General features: G+C 68.9%; 18 protein-coding genes. 11 read left to right on the top strand and 7 right to left on the bottom strand.

The window, feature by feature from the left end; genetic code table 11:
- Positions 1 to 4: 4 nt before the first annotated feature.
- Together ACFVV0_RS08430 and mftR are read right to left on the bottom strand one after the other, a co-directional pair.
- Positions 5 to 1,660 (bottom strand): GMC family oxidoreductase N-terminal domain-containing protein, encoded by a 1,656-nt coding sequence (locus ACFVV0_RS08430; protein WP_387060990.1) that lies wholly within the window; start codon positions 1,658 to 1,660, stop codon positions 5 to 7.
- On the bottom strand, positions 1,657 to 2,301 hold the full coding sequence (gene mftR / locus ACFVV0_RS08425) for a mycofactocin system transcriptional regulator (protein WP_387060988.1): 645 nt from the start codon (positions 2,299 to 2,301) through the stop codon (positions 1,657 to 1,659). The genes ACFVV0_RS08430 and mftR overlap by 4 nt, the downstream gene beginning before the upstream one ends.
- Positions 2,302 to 2,397: 96 nt before the next feature.
- On the opposite strand from mftR, the gene mftA reads away from it, so the two are divergent.
- The 11 genes from mftA to mftF all read left to right on the top strand — a co-directional run bounded on the left by mftA (position 2,398) and on the right by mftF (position 11,979).
- The gene (gene mftA / locus ACFVV0_RS08420; protein ID WP_387060985.1) at positions 2,398 to 2,514 is read left to right on the top strand and encodes a mycofactocin precursor MftA; all 117 of its coding nucleotides are present in this window, start codon (positions 2,398 to 2,400) and stop codon (positions 2,512 to 2,514) included.
- Positions 2,515 to 2,521: 7 nt separating this feature from the next.
- The gene (gene mftB, locus ACFVV0_RS08415) at positions 2,522 to 2,797 is read left to right on the top strand and encodes a mycofactocin biosynthesis chaperone MftB (RefSeq protein WP_387060982.1); all 276 of its coding nucleotides are present in this window, start codon (positions 2,522 to 2,524) and stop codon (positions 2,795 to 2,797) included.
- Entirely contained in the window at positions 2,794 to 4,047 is a 1,254-nt protein-coding gene (mftC, locus tag ACFVV0_RS08410; protein ID WP_387060980.1) for a mycofactocin radical SAM maturase, read from the top strand. Before mftB ends, mftC begins: the two co-directional genes overlap by 4 nt.
- A 64-nt stretch (positions 4,048 to 4,111) precedes the next feature.
- Complete coding sequence (locus ACFVV0_RS08405; protein WP_387060977.1) at positions 4,112 to 4,921, top strand: mycofactocin-coupled SDR family oxidoreductase; 810 nt, start codon at positions 4,112 to 4,114, stop codon at positions 4,919 to 4,921.
- Positions 4,922 to 4,946: 25 nt separating this feature from the next.
- Entirely contained in the window at positions 4,947 to 5,780 is an 834-nt protein-coding gene (locus ACFVV0_RS08400) for a mycofactocin-coupled SDR family oxidoreductase (protein WP_387060976.1), read from the top strand.
- A 46-nt stretch (positions 5,781 to 5,826) separates the two neighbouring features.
- Positions 5,827 to 6,660, top strand: coding sequence for a mycofactocin-coupled SDR family oxidoreductase (locus ACFVV0_RS08395; protein ID WP_387060973.1), 834 nt, complete (start codon positions 5,827 to 5,829; stop codon positions 6,658 to 6,660).
- Positions 6,661 to 6,669: 9 nt separating this feature from the next.
- Positions 6,670 to 7,584, top strand: a complete 915-nt coding sequence (locus tag ACFVV0_RS08390; RefSeq protein WP_387060970.1) for an AAA family ATPase — start codon at positions 6,670 to 6,672, stop codon at positions 7,582 to 7,584.
- 108 nt (positions 7,585 to 7,692) lie between these two features.
- Entirely contained in the window at positions 7,693 to 8,571 is an 879-nt protein-coding gene (locus ACFVV0_RS08385; protein WP_387060967.1) for a VWA domain-containing protein, read from the top strand.
- 48 nt (positions 8,572 to 8,619) lie between these two features.
- Positions 8,620 to 9,813, top strand: coding sequence for a pre-mycofactocin synthase MftD (gene mftD / locus ACFVV0_RS08380; protein ID WP_387060964.1), 1,194 nt, complete (start codon positions 8,620 to 8,622; stop codon positions 9,811 to 9,813).
- Positions 9,814 to 9,823: 10 nt separating this feature from the next.
- Entirely contained in the window at positions 9,824 to 10,549 is a 726-nt protein-coding gene (mftE, locus tag ACFVV0_RS08375) for a mycofactocin biosynthesis peptidyl-dipeptidase MftE (RefSeq protein WP_387060962.1), read from the top strand.
- Positions 10,546 to 11,979: a mycofactocin biosynthesis glycosyltransferase MftF gene (mftF, locus tag ACFVV0_RS08370; protein WP_387060959.1), complete on the top strand. Its 1,434-nt coding sequence runs from the start codon at positions 10,546 to 10,548 to the stop codon at positions 11,977 to 11,979. Before mftE ends, mftF begins: the two co-directional genes overlap by 4 nt.
- Before the next feature lie 8 nt (positions 11,980 to 11,987).
- On the opposite strand, the gene ACFVV0_RS08365 is transcribed toward mftF, so the two are convergent.
- From ACFVV0_RS08365 to ACFVV0_RS08345, 5 genes are all read right to left on the bottom strand, one after another.
- The gene (locus ACFVV0_RS08365) at positions 11,988 to 12,545 is read right to left on the bottom strand and encodes a hypothetical protein (protein ID WP_387060956.1); all 558 of its coding nucleotides are present in this window, start codon (positions 12,543 to 12,545) and stop codon (positions 11,988 to 11,990) included.
- Positions 12,546 to 12,630: 85 nt separating this feature from the next.
- Positions 12,631 to 13,695, bottom strand: coding sequence for an LLM class flavin-dependent oxidoreductase (locus tag ACFVV0_RS08360; protein ID WP_387060953.1), 1,065 nt, complete (start codon positions 13,693 to 13,695; stop codon positions 12,631 to 12,633).
- A gap of 17 nt (positions 13,696 to 13,712) precedes the next feature.
- Entirely contained in the window at positions 13,713 to 14,372 is a 660-nt protein-coding gene (locus tag ACFVV0_RS08355; protein ID WP_387060951.1) for an NADPH-dependent F420 reductase, read from the bottom strand.
- On the bottom strand, positions 14,369 to 14,848 hold the full coding sequence (locus ACFVV0_RS08350; RefSeq protein ID WP_387060948.1) for a MarR family winged helix-turn-helix transcriptional regulator: 480 nt from the start codon (positions 14,846 to 14,848) through the stop codon (positions 14,369 to 14,371). The genes ACFVV0_RS08355 and ACFVV0_RS08350 overlap by 4 nt, the downstream gene beginning before the upstream one ends.
- Before the next feature lie 80 nt (positions 14,849 to 14,928).
- Complete coding sequence (locus ACFVV0_RS08345; protein ID WP_387060945.1) at positions 14,929 to 15,603, bottom strand: GAP family protein; 675 nt, start codon at positions 15,601 to 15,603, stop codon at positions 14,929 to 14,931.
- Between the last annotated feature and the right edge of the window lie 14 nt (positions 15,604 to 15,617).

Below are 15,617 nucleotides of genomic sequence, written 5' to 3'. Positions count from 1 at the left end.
CCGGCTACCGCCCCGAGCGCATGAACCGGGCGATCTGCTCGCCGATCAGCACCGCCGTCGCCGCAGGCCCACGAGTGGGCGTGGTCGGCAAGATCGACGTGTCGGCCACCCGGAGGTTCGTCGTTCCGTGAACCCGGCCGTACTGGTCGACCGCCGCTCCCTCGTCTGACACGGGCCCCATCGAGGCGCTCCCGCAGAGGTGGATGGCCGTGCCGAGATGGGTCGCCATCCACCGGTCGAGTTGTCCGTCGTCGGCCAGGGTGGCCTCGTCCAGTTCGGTGAGCCGCTTGAACAGCGAGGAGAACGCGCGGGAGCGCAGCAGGGCGACGGTCGTTCGGACGGCTTCGCGCATCCGTCGCCGGTCCCACTCCGTCGACAGGTAGTGGTAGTCGATGCGCGGTTGCACCGAGGGATCCGCCGAGGCGAGGGTGATCCGGCCCCGCGCGGTCTCGGCCTGCACGGCCACGAGCAGAGCGAGATCGCCCTGGTGCGCGACCTGGGCCGCGAAACGGCGTAACGAGACACCGCGCATGGCGCGCAGCGATCGCACCGGATGCCGGAAGAACGTGGCCGCGCCGCTGGTCGCCCCGTACGCGCTTCCGGTGAGGAGATACCCCATCGGCTTGAGCAACGGGATGATCTCCAGGTCGCCGGCGATCTCCGAGCCCGTCGCGGTGAAGGTGAGGCACGCGGCCATCGACTGGCTGGTGCGGTCGTCGACGAGGTTGCGTTTCGGCTCCCACCCGACGGCGATCTCCGGATGGTCGCTGAAGTCGCGTCCGACGGCCGGGCGATCCGAGACCACGGGGATGCCGAGAGCGGCGAGCGCATCGCCCGGCCCGACCCCGGACACGAGCAGCAGGTGCGGAGACTTCACCGCACCGGCGCTCAGCACGATCTCGTCGCCCTCGACGACGGATACCTGCCCGCCGGACTCGACCTCGACGCCGGTCGCGCGCGTGCCGTCGAACAGGATCCGGCGCGCCGTGGTGCCGCCGCGCACGGTCAGGTTGGCGCGGTCGAGGATCGGCTCGATGTAGGCGATCCCGGTGTTCCAGCGCACACCGTCGGCCACATTCATCGGGATCGGCCCGTAGCCCGGCGCTCCCTGATCGTTCTTGTCCGGTTCGTCCGCGAATCCGAGTTCCCGCGCCGCGGCGGCGAAGGCGCGGGTCACCGGATGCTCCTGCGGGGGCCTCTGGATCCGCATCGGCCCGGAAGAGCCGTGCACCGCGCTCGCCGGATAGTCCGCGTCCGTCTCGAGCTCCCGGAAGACCGGGAGGACCTTCTCCCACGCCCATTCGTCGTTGCCGGCTGCGGCCCAGCGGTCGAAGTCCGCAGCGCGTCCCCGGATGAAGTACGCGCCGTTGATGGTCGAGGAGCCACCGAGGATGCGTCCCCGCGCGATCGAATAGGGCAGCGTCGGCGTGAGGTTGCCGGCGAAAGACCAGTTCTCGGGATGCCCGGGCATCGCACCCTGCACCGTGCCAGGGTCGAGCAGCTCCGGGGGGAAGTCGGCGATGTGCCGCGGGACCGGGCCGGCCTCCAGCAGCAGCACCGAGCGCTCCGGATCCTCGCTCAGTCGCGCCGCGAGCGCGCAGCCGGCCGCTCCGGCGCCGACGACGATCACGTCGAAGCGGGACTCTACGGGCGAGGTCACGACTGCTCCGGCGGGTGGACGGTGCTCGCGAGCTGCGGTGCGAGCAGGCCTTCGAGCATCCGGAGGCTGGCGTCGAGGAGGGGGAGGAGCTCGGCGTCGTCGCGGCGCAGCCATTGTTCGTAGGCCGACAGGCACACCCCGAGGTAGGTCCAGGCGATCGCTTGGGGCTCGAGGCTGTCTTCGGGGAGGCCGAGCCGTTCTGCCGCGTACTCGGCGACGACTTGCCGCCAGGATGCGTAGCGCAGCGTCGAGTGCGCCACCAGAGCCGGGACGTTGAGCAGCAGTTCCATGCGTTCGCGGTGGAACGGCGACTCCTCGGCAGGGAACCGGTTGAACTCGATGACCGCGCCGTGGAGGGCGTCGACGAGCGAGCGCTCCCGCGGGACATTGCGGAGGAACTCGCGCATGGTCGCGAGGATGCCGTCGAAGTCGCCCCACGGCAGGTCGTTCTTCGAGGCGAAGTACCGGAAGAGCGTGCGCCGTCCGATCCCGGCCGCCGCCGCGATGTCGTCGACCGTCGTCTCGTCGAATCCGCGCTCGATGAAGAGCTGCAGTGCGATATGACTCAGCTCGGCGCGGGTCGTCGACGGCTGCCTGCCCGACCTGGTCGCACCCGGCTGGTCCACTCGAACCGGATTCATAGGTTGAGGCCCTTCCAATCGGCACCGAGTGCCATTAGCCTGAGCGTAGTCGCAGTTGTCGCCGTTGTAGTCGATTTCTAGCACGAGGAGATAGTCATGGATCCGAAGTTGCAAACGAATCCGGCCGAATCCGACTCCGTGGAAACCACGCTGATCGAATCCGACTCATTGGTCGAGGAGATCTCGATCGATGGCATGTGCGGCGTGTACTAGGCGCGCGATGCCCACCATCGATCTCGATCGCGCCTGGCAGCTCCACCCGCAGGTGTCTGTGCGGCCCGAGCCCTTCGGCGCACTGCTCTACCACTTCGGCACCCGCCGGCTGTCCTTCCTGAAGGACCGCACGCTGCTGGAGGTCGTCCGGGGTCTCTCCGATGCACCCACGGCCCGAGCGGCCTGCACGGATGCCGGAGTCGGCGCGCCGGAGCTCGCTCGCTATCAAGCGGCCCTGGCGACTCTGGCCGACTCGTCGATCCTCGTGGAGCGCGCATCATGACGCTGGTCACCGAAGCGCCCCCGGCCGCGAAGAACCGTCTGGTCGATCTCTTCGAGTACGGCCTGGATGCCCCGATCTGCCTGACCTGGGAGCTCACGTACGCCTGCAACCTGTCGTGCGTGCACTGCCTCTCGAGCTCGGGCCGCCGCGATCCCCGCGAACTCAGCACGGACGAAGCCAAGGCCGTCATCGACGAGCTGGAGCGGATGCAGGTGTTCTACGTGAACATCGGTGGCGGCGAGCCGACCGTCCGCCCGGACTTCTGGGAGCTCGTCGACTACGCGACCGCCCACCACGTCGGCGTGAAGTTCTCCACCAACGGGGTCAAGATCAGCCCCGAGGTCGCGCAGCGCCTCACCGGCAACGACTACGTCGACGTGCAGATCTCGCTCGACGGCGCGACCGCCGAGGTCAACGACTATGTGCGTGGCCCGGGCTCGTACGACACCGCGATGCGCGCGATGCAGAACCTCTTCGACGCGGGGTTCCGCGGCTTCAAGCTCTCCGTGGTGTGCACCCGCCAGAACATCGGCCAGCTCGACGAGTTCAAGGCGATCGCCGACCGGTTCGGCGCGCAGCTGCGCCTCACCCGGCTCCGGCCATCCGGACGCGGCGCCGATGTCTGGGACGAACTGCATCCGACTCAGGAACAGCAGCGCCAGCTCTACGACTGGCTCGTCGCCCACGGCGAGGATGTGCTCACCGGCGACTCGTTCTTCCACCTCTCCGCCTTCGGGAGCGCCCTCCCGGGCCTGAACCTGTGCGGAGCAGGACGGGTCGTGTGCCTGATCGACCCGATCGGCGACGTGTACGCGTGCCCGTTCGCCATCCACGAGGAGTTCCTGGCCGGCAACGTTCGCAGCGAGGGCGGATTCACGTCCGTCTGGCGCAGTTCGGAGCTGTTCCTGCGGCTCCGCCAGCCACAGTCGGGCGGCGCCTGCACCTCGTGCCAGTTCTTCGACACCTGCAAGGGCGGCTGCATGGCCGCCAAGTTCTTCACCGGTCTCCCGCTCGACGGCCCCGACCCCGAGTGCGTTCAGGGCTACGGCGAGGAACTGCTCAAGAACCGGAAGGACAAGCAGGGCGAGATCCCGAAGCCGACGGGCGACCACTCGCACCGCACGACGCGTGCTCCGCGAGAGGGGCTCGGACCGGTGCGGCTCACGTTGAGCCGCCGGGAAGACCTCGCGCGTCCGCCGGTGAGCGAGTGCGCCGAAGATCCGCTGGCGGGGTTCGACCCCGTTCCCTGAGTCCACACCACCACAGTGCGGACCACACCCGCGGTCCGCCCGATCCGAACGAGGAGGACACGCGATGGGGCGTGTAGAAGGCAAAGTCGCATTCGTCACTGGAGCCGCCCGGGGACAGGGCCGCAGTCACGCGGTCCGTCTCGCGCAGGAAGGCGCCGACATCATCGCGGTCGACATCTGCGATGCCGTGCCGGGAGTGGGCTATCCGGCGGCGACCGAGGAGGACCTGGCCGAGACCGTCCGGCAGGTCGAGGCGCTCGACAGGCGCATCGTCGCCACGAAGGCGGACATCCGCGACCGGGATGCGCTGAAGGGCGCGATCGACGCGGGCGTCGCCCAGCTGGGCCACCTCGACATCGTGGTCGGCAACGCAGGCATCTGCATCACCAGTCCGTGGGACGAGGTGACACCGGAGATCTGGCGGGAGACCCTCGACATCAACCTGATGGGCACGTGGAACACCATCCAGCTCTCGGCGCCGCACCTGATCGAGGCGGGCGGCGGCTCGATCGTGCTGACCAGTTCGGCCGCCGGATTGAAGGGGCTCCCGTTCCTCACACCGTACGTCGCGTCGAAGCACGGTGTGGTGGGGCTGATGAGAGCGTTCGCCGCGGAGCTCGCCGAGTACAGCATCCGGGTCAACTCGGTTCACCCGACCGGTGTCGACACACCGATGGGGCAGGACCCGACCGCGGACTTCGCGAAATGGATCGGCGAGCATCCGAAGCTCGGCGGGATGCTCGTCAACCAGCTTCCCGTGGAGATCACCGAGCCGATCGACATCAGCAATGCCGTGCTGTTCCTCGCCTCCGACGAGGCCCGTTACGTCACCGCGCTGACGATGACGGTCGACGCCGGCAACACGCAGTACTGAGCGGAATCGAAGAGAGGAGCACGTCATGGGACGTGTTGAAGGCAAGGTCGCTTTCATCACCGGAGCGGCACGCGGGCAGGGGAGGAGTCACGCGATCCGGCTGGCCCAAGAGGGCGCCGACATCATCGCGATCGATGTGTGCGAGAAGATCCCGGGCACCGTGTACGACGGAGCGACCGAGGAGGATCTTGCCGAGACTGTGAGGCAGGTCGAGGCGCTCGACCGGCGCATTGTGGCATCCAAGGCGGACGTGCGCGACTTCGCTGCGCTGAAGGCGGCGGTGGATGACGGGGTCGCCCAGCTGGGACGACTCGACATCGTCTCGGCCAACGCCGGGATCTCGACCAGCCCTGGCCCCGCGGAATCGATGTCGGACGAGACCTGGCAGACGATGATCGACATCAACCTGACCGGTGTCTGGCACACGGCGAAGGCGGCCATTCCGGCGCTGAAGGCGGGCGGTCGCGGTGGGTCGATCATCCTGACCAGCTCCGCGGCCGGATTGATGGGCTACCCGAACGTCTCCCACTACGTCTCGGCCAAGCACGGGGTGGTGGGCCTGATGCGCACGCTCGCGTTGGAGCTCGCGCCGGACATGATCCGCGTCAACAGCGTCCACCCGACCCAGGTGGACACCGACATGATCCAGAACGAGGCGACGTACAGGTTGTTCATGCCCGACAACCCGAACCCGACTCGGGACGATTTCGCGCCGGCCTCGCAGGCCATGAACGCGCTGCCGATTCCGTGGGTCGAAGCGGTCGACATCTCGAACGCCGTGCTGTTCCTCGCCTCCGACGAGGCCCGGTACATCACGGGCGTGACCCTGCCGGTGGATGCCGGCGCGGTCATCAAATAGGGCAGGACCCGAGAAGGAAAAGAAGAAGAGAAGAGAGAGAACAATCATGGGAAGACTCGATGGCAAGGTCGCCTTCGTCACCGGCGCCGCGCGCGGTCAGGGTCGCAGCCACGCGCTGCGCATGGCCCAGGAAGGCGCCGACATCATCGCGATCGACATCGCCTCTCAGATGAGCACAGTGCCATACGACATGGCGAAGCCGGACGACCTCGCTGAGACCGTGCGCCAGATCGAAGCGCTCGACCGGCGGATCGTCGCCACCCAGGCGGACGTGCGGGACTTCGGCGCTGTCAAGGCGGCCGTCGACGACGGCGTCGCCCAGCTCGGCAAGCTCGACATCGTCGCCGCCAATGCGGGCATCTTCAGTTTTGGCCTGATGGAAGACCTCACCGACGAGGAGTGGGACCAGCTGATCGGCGTCAACCTCACCGGCGTGTGGCACACGGCCAAGGCGGCCATCCCGCACCTGAGGGCGAATGGGGGCGGTTCGATGATCCTCACCAGTTCGACCGCCGGGCTGATGGCGATCCCGAACATCGGACACTACGTCGCGGCCAAGCACGGCGTCGTCGGCCTGATGCGCACGCTCGCGCTCGAATTGGCGCCCGACTGGATCAGGGTCAACAGCGTGCATCCGACCTCGGTCAACACGGACATGATCCAGAACGCGGCCGCGTACGAGCTGTTCGCCTCCGACCTCCCGGTCGCCGAGCGGACCAAGGAAGTGCTCGGCGCACGGTTCCAGACGCTCAACGCGCTCCCGATCCCGTGGGTGGAGCCCGTCGACATCTCCAACGCCGTGCTCTGGCTCGCCTCGGACGAGTCCCGCTACGTCACCGGTGTCACGCTGCCGGTGGACGCCGGATCGCTGATCAAGTAGGGCGACCGGATGCCGACTGACGACGGTCTCGCCGGCGCACGCGAGCGCATCGCGTCGCACATCGTCGGCCGCGAGCGTGAGCTCGAGCTCACGCTCGCGGCGGTCGCGGCCGGACGGGACATCATCCTGGAGGGGCCGCCGGGAACCAGCAAGACGACGATGCTCAAGGCGATCACCGAGGAGTGGGGGATCCCCCTGCTCTTCGTCGAGGGAAACGCCGACCTGACCCCCGCCAAGATCGTCGGGCACCACAACCCGGCGCGCGTTCTCCGCGAGGACTACAGCGCCGACAACTTCGTGGCCGGCCCGTTGGTCGAGGCGATGGAGGCCGGCGGATTCCTCTACATCGAGGAGTTCAACCGTGCCCCCGAGGACACGCTCAACACGCTGCTGACCGCCATGGCCGACCGTTCGATCGCCGTGCCACGAGTCGGAACGATCGCTGCGGCGCCGACGTTCCGGGTGATCGCGTCGATGAACCCGTACGACAATGTCGGCACGACCAGGCTCTCGACCAGCGTTCACGACCGGCTCAACCGGCTGTCGATCGGCTACCAGGACGAGCAGGCGGAGCGCGCCATCGTCGCGCTCCGCACCCGAGCGTCGGGTGCGCTCGGCGACCGGCTCGTGGACGATGCGGTCGCCGTCACGCGTGCGACGCGCCGGCATCCCGAGGTGCGTCAGGGCAGCAGCGTTCGGGGTGCCATCGACTGCGTTCTCGTCGCCGAGCAGCTGGCCGGACTGCGCGGCATCCGGGACCCGGACGACGAGGGCTATCGCGAGGCGGTGTTCGACGCGATGATCGTGTCGCTGTCCGGGCGCATCCATCTCGACGAGGCGGCGGAGACCACGCCCGAGAGGGTGCTGCGCGAGATCTGGGAAGACCATTTCGTGCTCGAGCCCGCGGCAGCGGCTCCCGGCTGAAGAGAGGTCGAGGCGGATTCCCCGCTGCGACGCGAGAGCGCCGACCGCGGGCGTCCGGCGCGCGAGCCGCTGCGACGGCGACCGAAACAGTTGGAGGAGGAGCCGACGGTGTTCGAACCGGGACGGGGTGGCAGCGGTACGGTGCTGCGCGCCGGCCGCCCCGGCACCGGAGCGCCCGTGAAGCTGCCGGCGGGCACGGTGGTGCCGGGGTTCACCGCAGAGGAGGGCGAGCTCGTGCTCGCAACCGCCGACAGCCAAGAACCAGACCCCGCGGTGCGCGCTCGCGCGCAGCAGATCGCCGCGCGGCTGTCGATCCCGCGGCCGCGCAACGACGCGACCGCCCGGCGGGGCGCGGGTACGCTGGCGAGCCTCCCGTACCGGGGCGGGTCCGACGAGATCGACCTCGACAAGACGATCGAGGTGCTGGCCGAGCGCCCGGTTCCGGATGACGAGGACATCGTCGTGCGCGACCGCATCCGCACGACCAGGTCGGTGGTGCTGGCGGTCGACGTGTCGGGCTCGATGAAGGGCGAACGGGTGCAGACGGCGGCGGCGACCGTCGGTGCACTGGCCGCGGAACTGCATCGCGACGCCCTCGCGGTGGTCGCGTTCTGGTCGGATGCGGCCCTCCTGCTGCCGCTCGGCCGTCCGGTGAAACCGATGGAGCTGCTGGACACTCTGCTGCGCCTTCCCGCGCGCGGGCTCACCAACGTGTCGTTCCCCCTCGAACTGGCCGCACGGCAGCTCGCCACGGTTCCGGCGAGGGATGCGCGCGTCATCCTGCTCTCGGACTGCGTGCACAACGCCGGCCCCGACCCGCGGGAGGCCGCCGCGCGGCTCGCGCGACTCGACGTGCTGATCGACGTGAGCGGGGAGAAGGACATCGAACTGGGCCGGGAGCTGGCCAGGGTCGGACATGGGATGGCGCAACTGGTGCGGACCTACCGCGATGTCGCGCCCGCGCTCGGGGCGATCTTCCGCGCTTGACGGCCGGATGAGCGCTCGGGGACGAGAATCGAGAGAAGGAGGTCAGCGATGGCCAGGAACGGGTGGTTCGAGACGGTCGCCGAGGCGCAGCGCCGGGCGAAGAGGCGGCTTCCGTCGTCGGTGTACGGCGCGCTGCTCGCGGGCTCGGAGAAGGGGATCACGTACGACGACAACATGGCGGCCTTCTCGCAGCTGGGCTTGGCGCCGCACGTGGCCGGGCATTCTGCGACGCGGGATCTCTCGACCACGGTCATGGGCATCCCGATCTCGTTTCCGGTGATCATCTCGCCGACGGGCGTGCAGGCCGTCCACCCCGACGGAGAGGTCGCGGTGGCGCGTGCGGCGACGAACCGCGGCACGATCATGGGCCTCAGCTCCTTCGCGAGCAAGCCGGTGGAGGAGGTGACCGCCGCGAACGGCAACACGTTCTTCCAGATGTACTGGACTGGAACGCGCGATCAGATGGTGCAGCGGATGGACCGCGCCCGGGCCGCCGGCGCCAAGGGCCTCATCGCGACGCTCGACTGGTCGTTCTCGAACGGGAGGGACTGGGGGAGCCCGAGCATCCCGGACAAGATCGACCTGAAGACGATGGTCAAGTTCGCTCCGAACGTTCTCCCGCACCCGCGCTGGCTGCTCGATTTCGCCCGGCGCGGCATCCCCGACCTGACCACGCCCAATCTCGCCCCTCCGGGAGGCGAGGCGCCGACCTTCTTCGGCGCGTACTACGAGTGGATGCAGACCCCGCCTCCGACCTGGGAGGACGTGGCCTGGCTGCGCGAGGCCTGGGGCGGGCCGTTCATGCTCAAGGGTGTGACCCGGGTCGACGATGCCAAGCGCGCGGTGGATGCGGGAGTGAGCGCCGTCTCGGTGTCGAATCACGGAGGCAACAACCTCGACAGCACGCCGGCGACGATCCGGATGCTCCCCTCGGTGGTCGAAGCCGTAGGAGGCCAGGTCGAGGTGCTCCTCGACGGTGGTGTCAGGCGCGGGAGCGACGTCGCGAAGGCCCTTGCACTGGGAGCCCGCGCGGTGATGATCGGCCGCGCCTACCTGTGGGGACTGGCCGCGAACGGGCAGGCGGGCGTGGAGAACGTGCTCGACATCATGCGCGGCGGTCTCGATTCAGCGGTGCTCGGGTTGGCACACACCTCGGTGCACGAGCTGAGCAGGGAAGACCTGGTCGTCCCCGACGGCTTCTTCCACACCCTCGGCGCCCCGACCCTGCTGAAAGAGCAATGAGCGGAGACGGATGAGCGCGCGACTCAGCGACCTGGCCTGGCCCGAGGTCGACGGGCGGCTGACCGTGCTGCTTCCGCTCGGATCGACCGAGCAGCACGGCCCCCACCTGCCGTTCGACACCGACACGGTGATCGCGACGGCGGTCGCCGAAGGAATCGCGGAGAGGCTGCCCTGCATCGTCGCGCCGACCCTCCCGTTCGGATCGAGTGGCGAGCACCAGGACTTCCCTGGCACGATCTCGATCGGCCGGGATGCGCTGGCTCTGGTGCTCACGGAGGCGGTGCGCTCGATCGCCACCTGGGCGGGCCGTGTCGTTCTGGTCACGGGCCACGGAGGCAACGTGCCGACTCTCGTCGAGGTGGTGCCGGCGCTGATCGGGCAGGGTCACGCGCTCGCCTGGATCCCGTGCTCGTCGGCGAGCACCGTCGACGATGCGGGATCGCACGCCGGCCACGGCGAGACCTCGGTGCTGGCCCTTCTCCGTCCGGGCTCGGTCGATCTCGCCAAAGCGGAGGCGGGAAACGTCAGCCCCCTGGGCGAACTGCTCGGCGACCTCACCCGGGATGGTGTGCGCTCCGTGGCCCCGACGGGCGTGCTCGGCGATCCGACGGCAGCGAACGCGCGAGACGGGGCCGAGGTTCTCCGCGCGATGGTCGACGAGGCCGTGCGTCGCATCCGGTACGACACCCGCGACAGCACCGGGTGCCTCATCGACCCGGATGCGGGGCGCGCGTGATCCCGTCTGCTCCCGCATCCGGCCGCCTTCCGGACGGTTTCACGGTGCGGCTCAACAGCTCGGTGCGCCGACGCGACCGGGGGAGGGCGCTCGTTGGAGGGTCGCCGACGCGCGTTCTCTTCCTCACTGACGAGGCGCTCGCACTGCTCGACGGCGACACCATCACCGTGCGGGACCCGCGCTCGCGAGCTCTCGCCGACCGGCTGGTCGACGCCGGTATGGCCGATCCGATCTTCGCCGAGCTCGCGCCGCTCGATCCGGCACTCGTCACCTTCGTCGTGCCGGTGTTCGGACGCGAGGAGATGCTCGACCGGCTGCTGCACAGCCTCGGCTCCGGCGCGTCCGTGATCGTCGTCGACGACCTCTCGCCCGACCGCCCGGCCGTCGCTGCGGTCGCGGCTGCGCACAACGCGACGTATCTGCCGCTCGAGACGAATGTCGGGCCGGCCGGTGCCCGGAACGCCGGACTGCGCGAGGTCAGCACTCCGTTCGTCGCGTTCGTCGACTCCGACGTCGTCGTGGCCCCGGATGCGCTCGCCACCCTGCTGCGCCACTTCAGCGACCCGCTGGTCGCCCTCGCCGCTCCGCGCGTGAGGGGTCTCTTCCAGGGCAGGGACACCAACTGGATCGGACGCTACGAGAACGCCCGCTCGTCGCTCGACCTCGGCGAGCGCCCCGGTCTCGTGCGGCAGCGCTCCCCGGTCTCCTGGGTTCCGAGCACGTTCATCGTCGCCCGCGTGTCCGCGCTCGGCGACGGTTTCAGCCCCGGGATGCGCGAGGGCGAAGACGTCGACCTGGTCTGGCGTCTGGCGGACGCGGGCTGGCGCGTGCGCTACGAACCGTCCGCCACCGTGTATCACGACCACCGGGCGCGCTTCGGGGCATGGCTGGGACGCAAATCGTTCTACGGCAGCTCGGCGCATCCCCTCTCGCAGCGCCACGGCCGGGACATCGCGCCGGCCGTGCTCGCACCGTGGAGCGCCGGGGTGCTCCTGGCGCTGCTCGCGCAACGACGATGGTCGCTGCCGGCGGCCCTTCTCATCTCGGTCTTCGCGGCCGTCCGGATCGCGGCTCGCCTCGGCCGGAGTGAGCATCCGTACCGCGTGGCGGCCGGGCTCACGGCGCAGGGTGTCTCGGCGTCGCTCACTCAGGCGAGCGCGCTGCTCCTGCGGCACTGGTGGCCGCTGGCGCTGGTCGGAAGCCTCGTCTCGCGGAGGGTCCGGAGGGCTGTCGTGGCTGCCGCCGTGGTCGATTCCGTTGTGGAGTATGCCCGCACGCGGCCGCAGCTCGACCCGCTGCGCTTCGCGCTCGCTCGCCGACTCGACGATCTCGCGTACGGCGCCGGGGTCTGGTGGGGCGCGCTCAAGGGGCGGTCGGTGGGCGCGCTGCTACCGGAGGTCGCGGGGCGGTCGAAGCGCGGAGGTCGCTGACCCGGGAACTAGTGCCGAGTCGTTGCATCTTCGAAGGCCCGATGCCAGACCTGACTTGTGGCACGAGCTCGGTCTCGTGAGCGGGCGAACCGTACCGCGAGATATCCGATCCCGATGAGAAGGCCGCAGAAAAGTAGGGCATTGGGTAACACGCTTCCGATGAAGCTGTTCGATTGCGCCTCAGTGACGCCATGAATCTTCCCTGTTGTCGGGTCGGTCAAGACAGTGAGCATGCCAAACCATCCGTTGAAGATTGCCAGGTAGAAGCCGACAACGAGCGTGACGATTGTCCCGACCGCAGTGATGAGCCCGGTCAACGCCGGAGAACTGTTCCCGGGCTGACGGATCTCATTCCGGTATTCGAGTTCGCGGAGCACCTGACGCTGAACGGTTGGGGCAGCCGCCAAGAACGTCGCGATTCTCCGGTCCATGTCCTGGAGGTCGTTGTACAAATGTGCGATCGCGCTGCGTTGAACCGCGTCACGGTCGTGGCGGTTGAGAACCAACGACCGAGTCCGTTGGGCGGCGGCCGGCCTTGGCTCGGATGTTTCGGTTGTGTCGGTCATACGAAGATGCAATCAGGTGCAACCGACATGCCGTATGAGAACTGCGTGGGCTTCTGATGTCCGTGCGTCCGCGAGGCTCAGAGTGTCACCCCAGCAGCTCGCGCACCCGCGGAACGACCTCTTTTCCGTAGAGGTGGATGTTGGTCAGCAGTGCGTCGTCGGCCAGCCCGCCCATCGCGTACTTCAGGTCGAAGCGGTTGGCTCCCACCGTCGTCATGTTCGCCGCGATCTTGGCCGCGACCGTTTCGGGGGAGCCGACGTAGAGGGCGCCCTCCGGGGAGATCTCGCGAAGGAACGACGCCTCGGTCGGAACCGCGAAGCCACGGGTCTTGCTCACGTTGCGGATGATTTCGAGGTAGCGCGGCCAGAACTCATCACGCGCCTGCTCGTCGGTCGCGGCCACGTGTCCCGGCGAGTGCAGCCCGATCGGCTTCGGCGTGTGGCCGAACTGTTCGAGCGCCTGATGGAAGAGGTCGGAGTACGGCGCGAACCGGGCCACGGGTCCGCCGATGATCGCGAGCATGAGGGAGAAGCCGTAGCGGGCGGCGCGGATGACCGACTCGGGGCTCCCGCCCACGCCGATCCACGTGTGCAGGTCCGCGTCGAGGTGGGGCACCACGTCCTGCGAGTGCAGGGCGCTTCTGGTGCGACCCTCCCAGGTGACTGGTCCACCCTCGAGGAGCTGGGCGAACAGGTTGGTCTTCTCCTCGAAGAGGTCCTCATAGTCGGCGAGGTCGAAACCGAACAGCGGGAACGAGTCGATGCTCGAGCCGCGGCCCAGGATGACCTCTGCGCGGCCGTCGGAGATCGCGTTCAGGGTGGAGTAGCGCTGGAACACCCGCACCGGGTCGTCGGAGCTCAGCACGGTGACGGCCGAGCCGAGCCGGATGCGTTCGGTGCGCGCTGCGATCGCCGCCAGCACGAGGTCGGCGGCCGACAACGGCATGTCTGGCGTGTGGTGTTCGCCGATGTTGAACGAGTCGATGCCGGCCCTCTCGGCAGCGACGCCGTGCTCAACGAGGTTGCGGATGGTCTGAGCGTGCGAGATCGGTCGCCCGCCGGCGTCCGCGGTCACGTCACCGAAGGTGTCGAGTCCGAAGGTCAGAGGGAACGGCCGTTCGGCCGGCGTGAGGTCTGCTGCGGTGTTCATTTGTGGTTCTTCCTGGGTCAGGCGACGGCGTCCACCGTCACGGCGCGCTCGAACTCGGGCGCGGTCAGCCGCGCACCGAACACCGGGCCGCCCGGCTCGAAGGCGTTGCCCTCGGCCAGACCGTCGAGCACGATGGGCTCGTATCCGATCGCGTCGACCAGTTCTCCGACCAGCGCGGCGACCTGCGGGTCGTCCGACGCGACACCGAGCGCACGCCGGTCGGGGGAGCCGGCCGGGCGACGCTCCTCCTCCATCTCGTGGTACCCGATGTGGTTGAAGGTCTTGACGACGGTCGCGCCGGCGAGTGCGCCCTGCACGACCTCGCTGCTGCTGAGGGGAGTGTCCTCGAAGAGCGCTTGCACCCCATCCGTCGGCGCCCAGTAGTTCATCGTGTCGATGACGATCTTGCCGTCGAACATCCGGTGGTCCAAGGACGAGAACCGGTGAAGCGGGATCGCGAGCACGACGATGTCTGCGTCGGCGACGGCGTCCTTCGCCCAGTGTGCACGCGCACCGGGCATGAGCACCGACGCGATCAGCTCGATCTTCTTCGGGTCTCCGGATGCGGCGACCGCGACCTCGTAGCTGGCGTCGAGCATCGTGCGCGCGAGCGCGGACCCCACGTGTCCCACACCGAGAATCGCGATGCGTGGGCGGCCGACCTCCATGCCGGTCATGAGTTTCCTCCAGAAGTGGTGGTGGTGAGTTCGTCGAGGTGGGTCCGGATGCTGCCGAGCACGTCGCCCAGGTTCTCGACCTGATCCGTGTTCAGTGCATCGGCGAAGTAGTGCTTGACCGCTCGGAGGTGGGGACCGGCGGCGCGACGCAGCGCACCGGCACCGTCGTCGGTCAGCACGATGAGGGCTCCGCGGTTGTCGCCGGGGCACTCGTCGCGGCGCACGAGGCCGCGGCGTTCCATCCGCCCGAGCTGGTGCGAGAGCCGGCTGCGTTCCCAGTCGATGGCGTCGGCGAGCTCCGAGGAGCGGAGCGTGCGCTCCGACGCCTCCGTCAGCGCGAGCAGCACCGAGTAGTCCCCGGGCGACAGCTCCACTTCCTGGAGCTGCGCGGCCAGGAGCCTCCGCAGCTCGGTCGTGGTGTCGAGCAGGGACCGCCAGACCGTGAGCTCGTGCTCCGTCAGCCGATCGTTGACCATGTGGACCTCACCTTGACATGTCGAAAAGTAATTGACACGTCAGTCAACCGTGATCGATGCCGGTTTGTTCCCGAGGCGGATCAGCCCGCGTCGCGCGCCAGCTGATACACCCCGATCACGATGAGGACGACGCCGACCAGCACGAGGACCGCGACCGTGATGATCGACGAATTGCGAAGGAGCCAGTCGCGCGTCGCCGCGAGCCGGGAACGGACCCGGGTGCCCGCCGTCGCGAACAGCAACGTCGGGACGGCGACGGTCGAGACCGCCACCGCGCAGAACAGAGCGATCACCACGACCGTTTCCGCCGGGGTGAGCTCCGCCGCCACGATCCGTGTGCTCGCAGCGGCGACGAGAACGAGATTCTCGGGATGGAACGCGAACTGGAATCCGAACGCGGCCGCGCCTCCGCCCGAGAGGTGTTCCAGGCGGCGAGCCAGGGCCGACTGGTTCGCGGGATGGGTCGGGCTCGCCCTCCGCCGCAGGTAGCGGACCACCCCGACGACAACGAGCGCGGCGCCGGCGGCCAACTCGACGTAGCCGGCGCCCGTGAGCGCGGGGAGATCCGCGCGAACCAGGCCGATGGTCGCCGCCGTCGCGGTGAGCGCGAGTCCCATGGCGTATCCGGCCGTGATCAGCCAGCCGCGGGATGCGCGTCCCGAGCTGAGAAGCACGATGAGCGTGCCGATGATGGGCAGCAGGGTGAAGGCGACGGTCAGGGCGAGCGGCAGAAGCTCGAGGAGCAGACGGGGCACCCCACCATCATCGT

The organism is Leifsonia sp. NPDC058230, from assembly GCF_042882245.1.
Taxonomy (GTDB): domain Bacteria; phylum Actinomycetota; class Actinomycetes; order Actinomycetales; family Microbacteriaceae; genus Leifsonia.
This window is presented reverse-complemented; position numbering and strand designations above follow the sequence as displayed.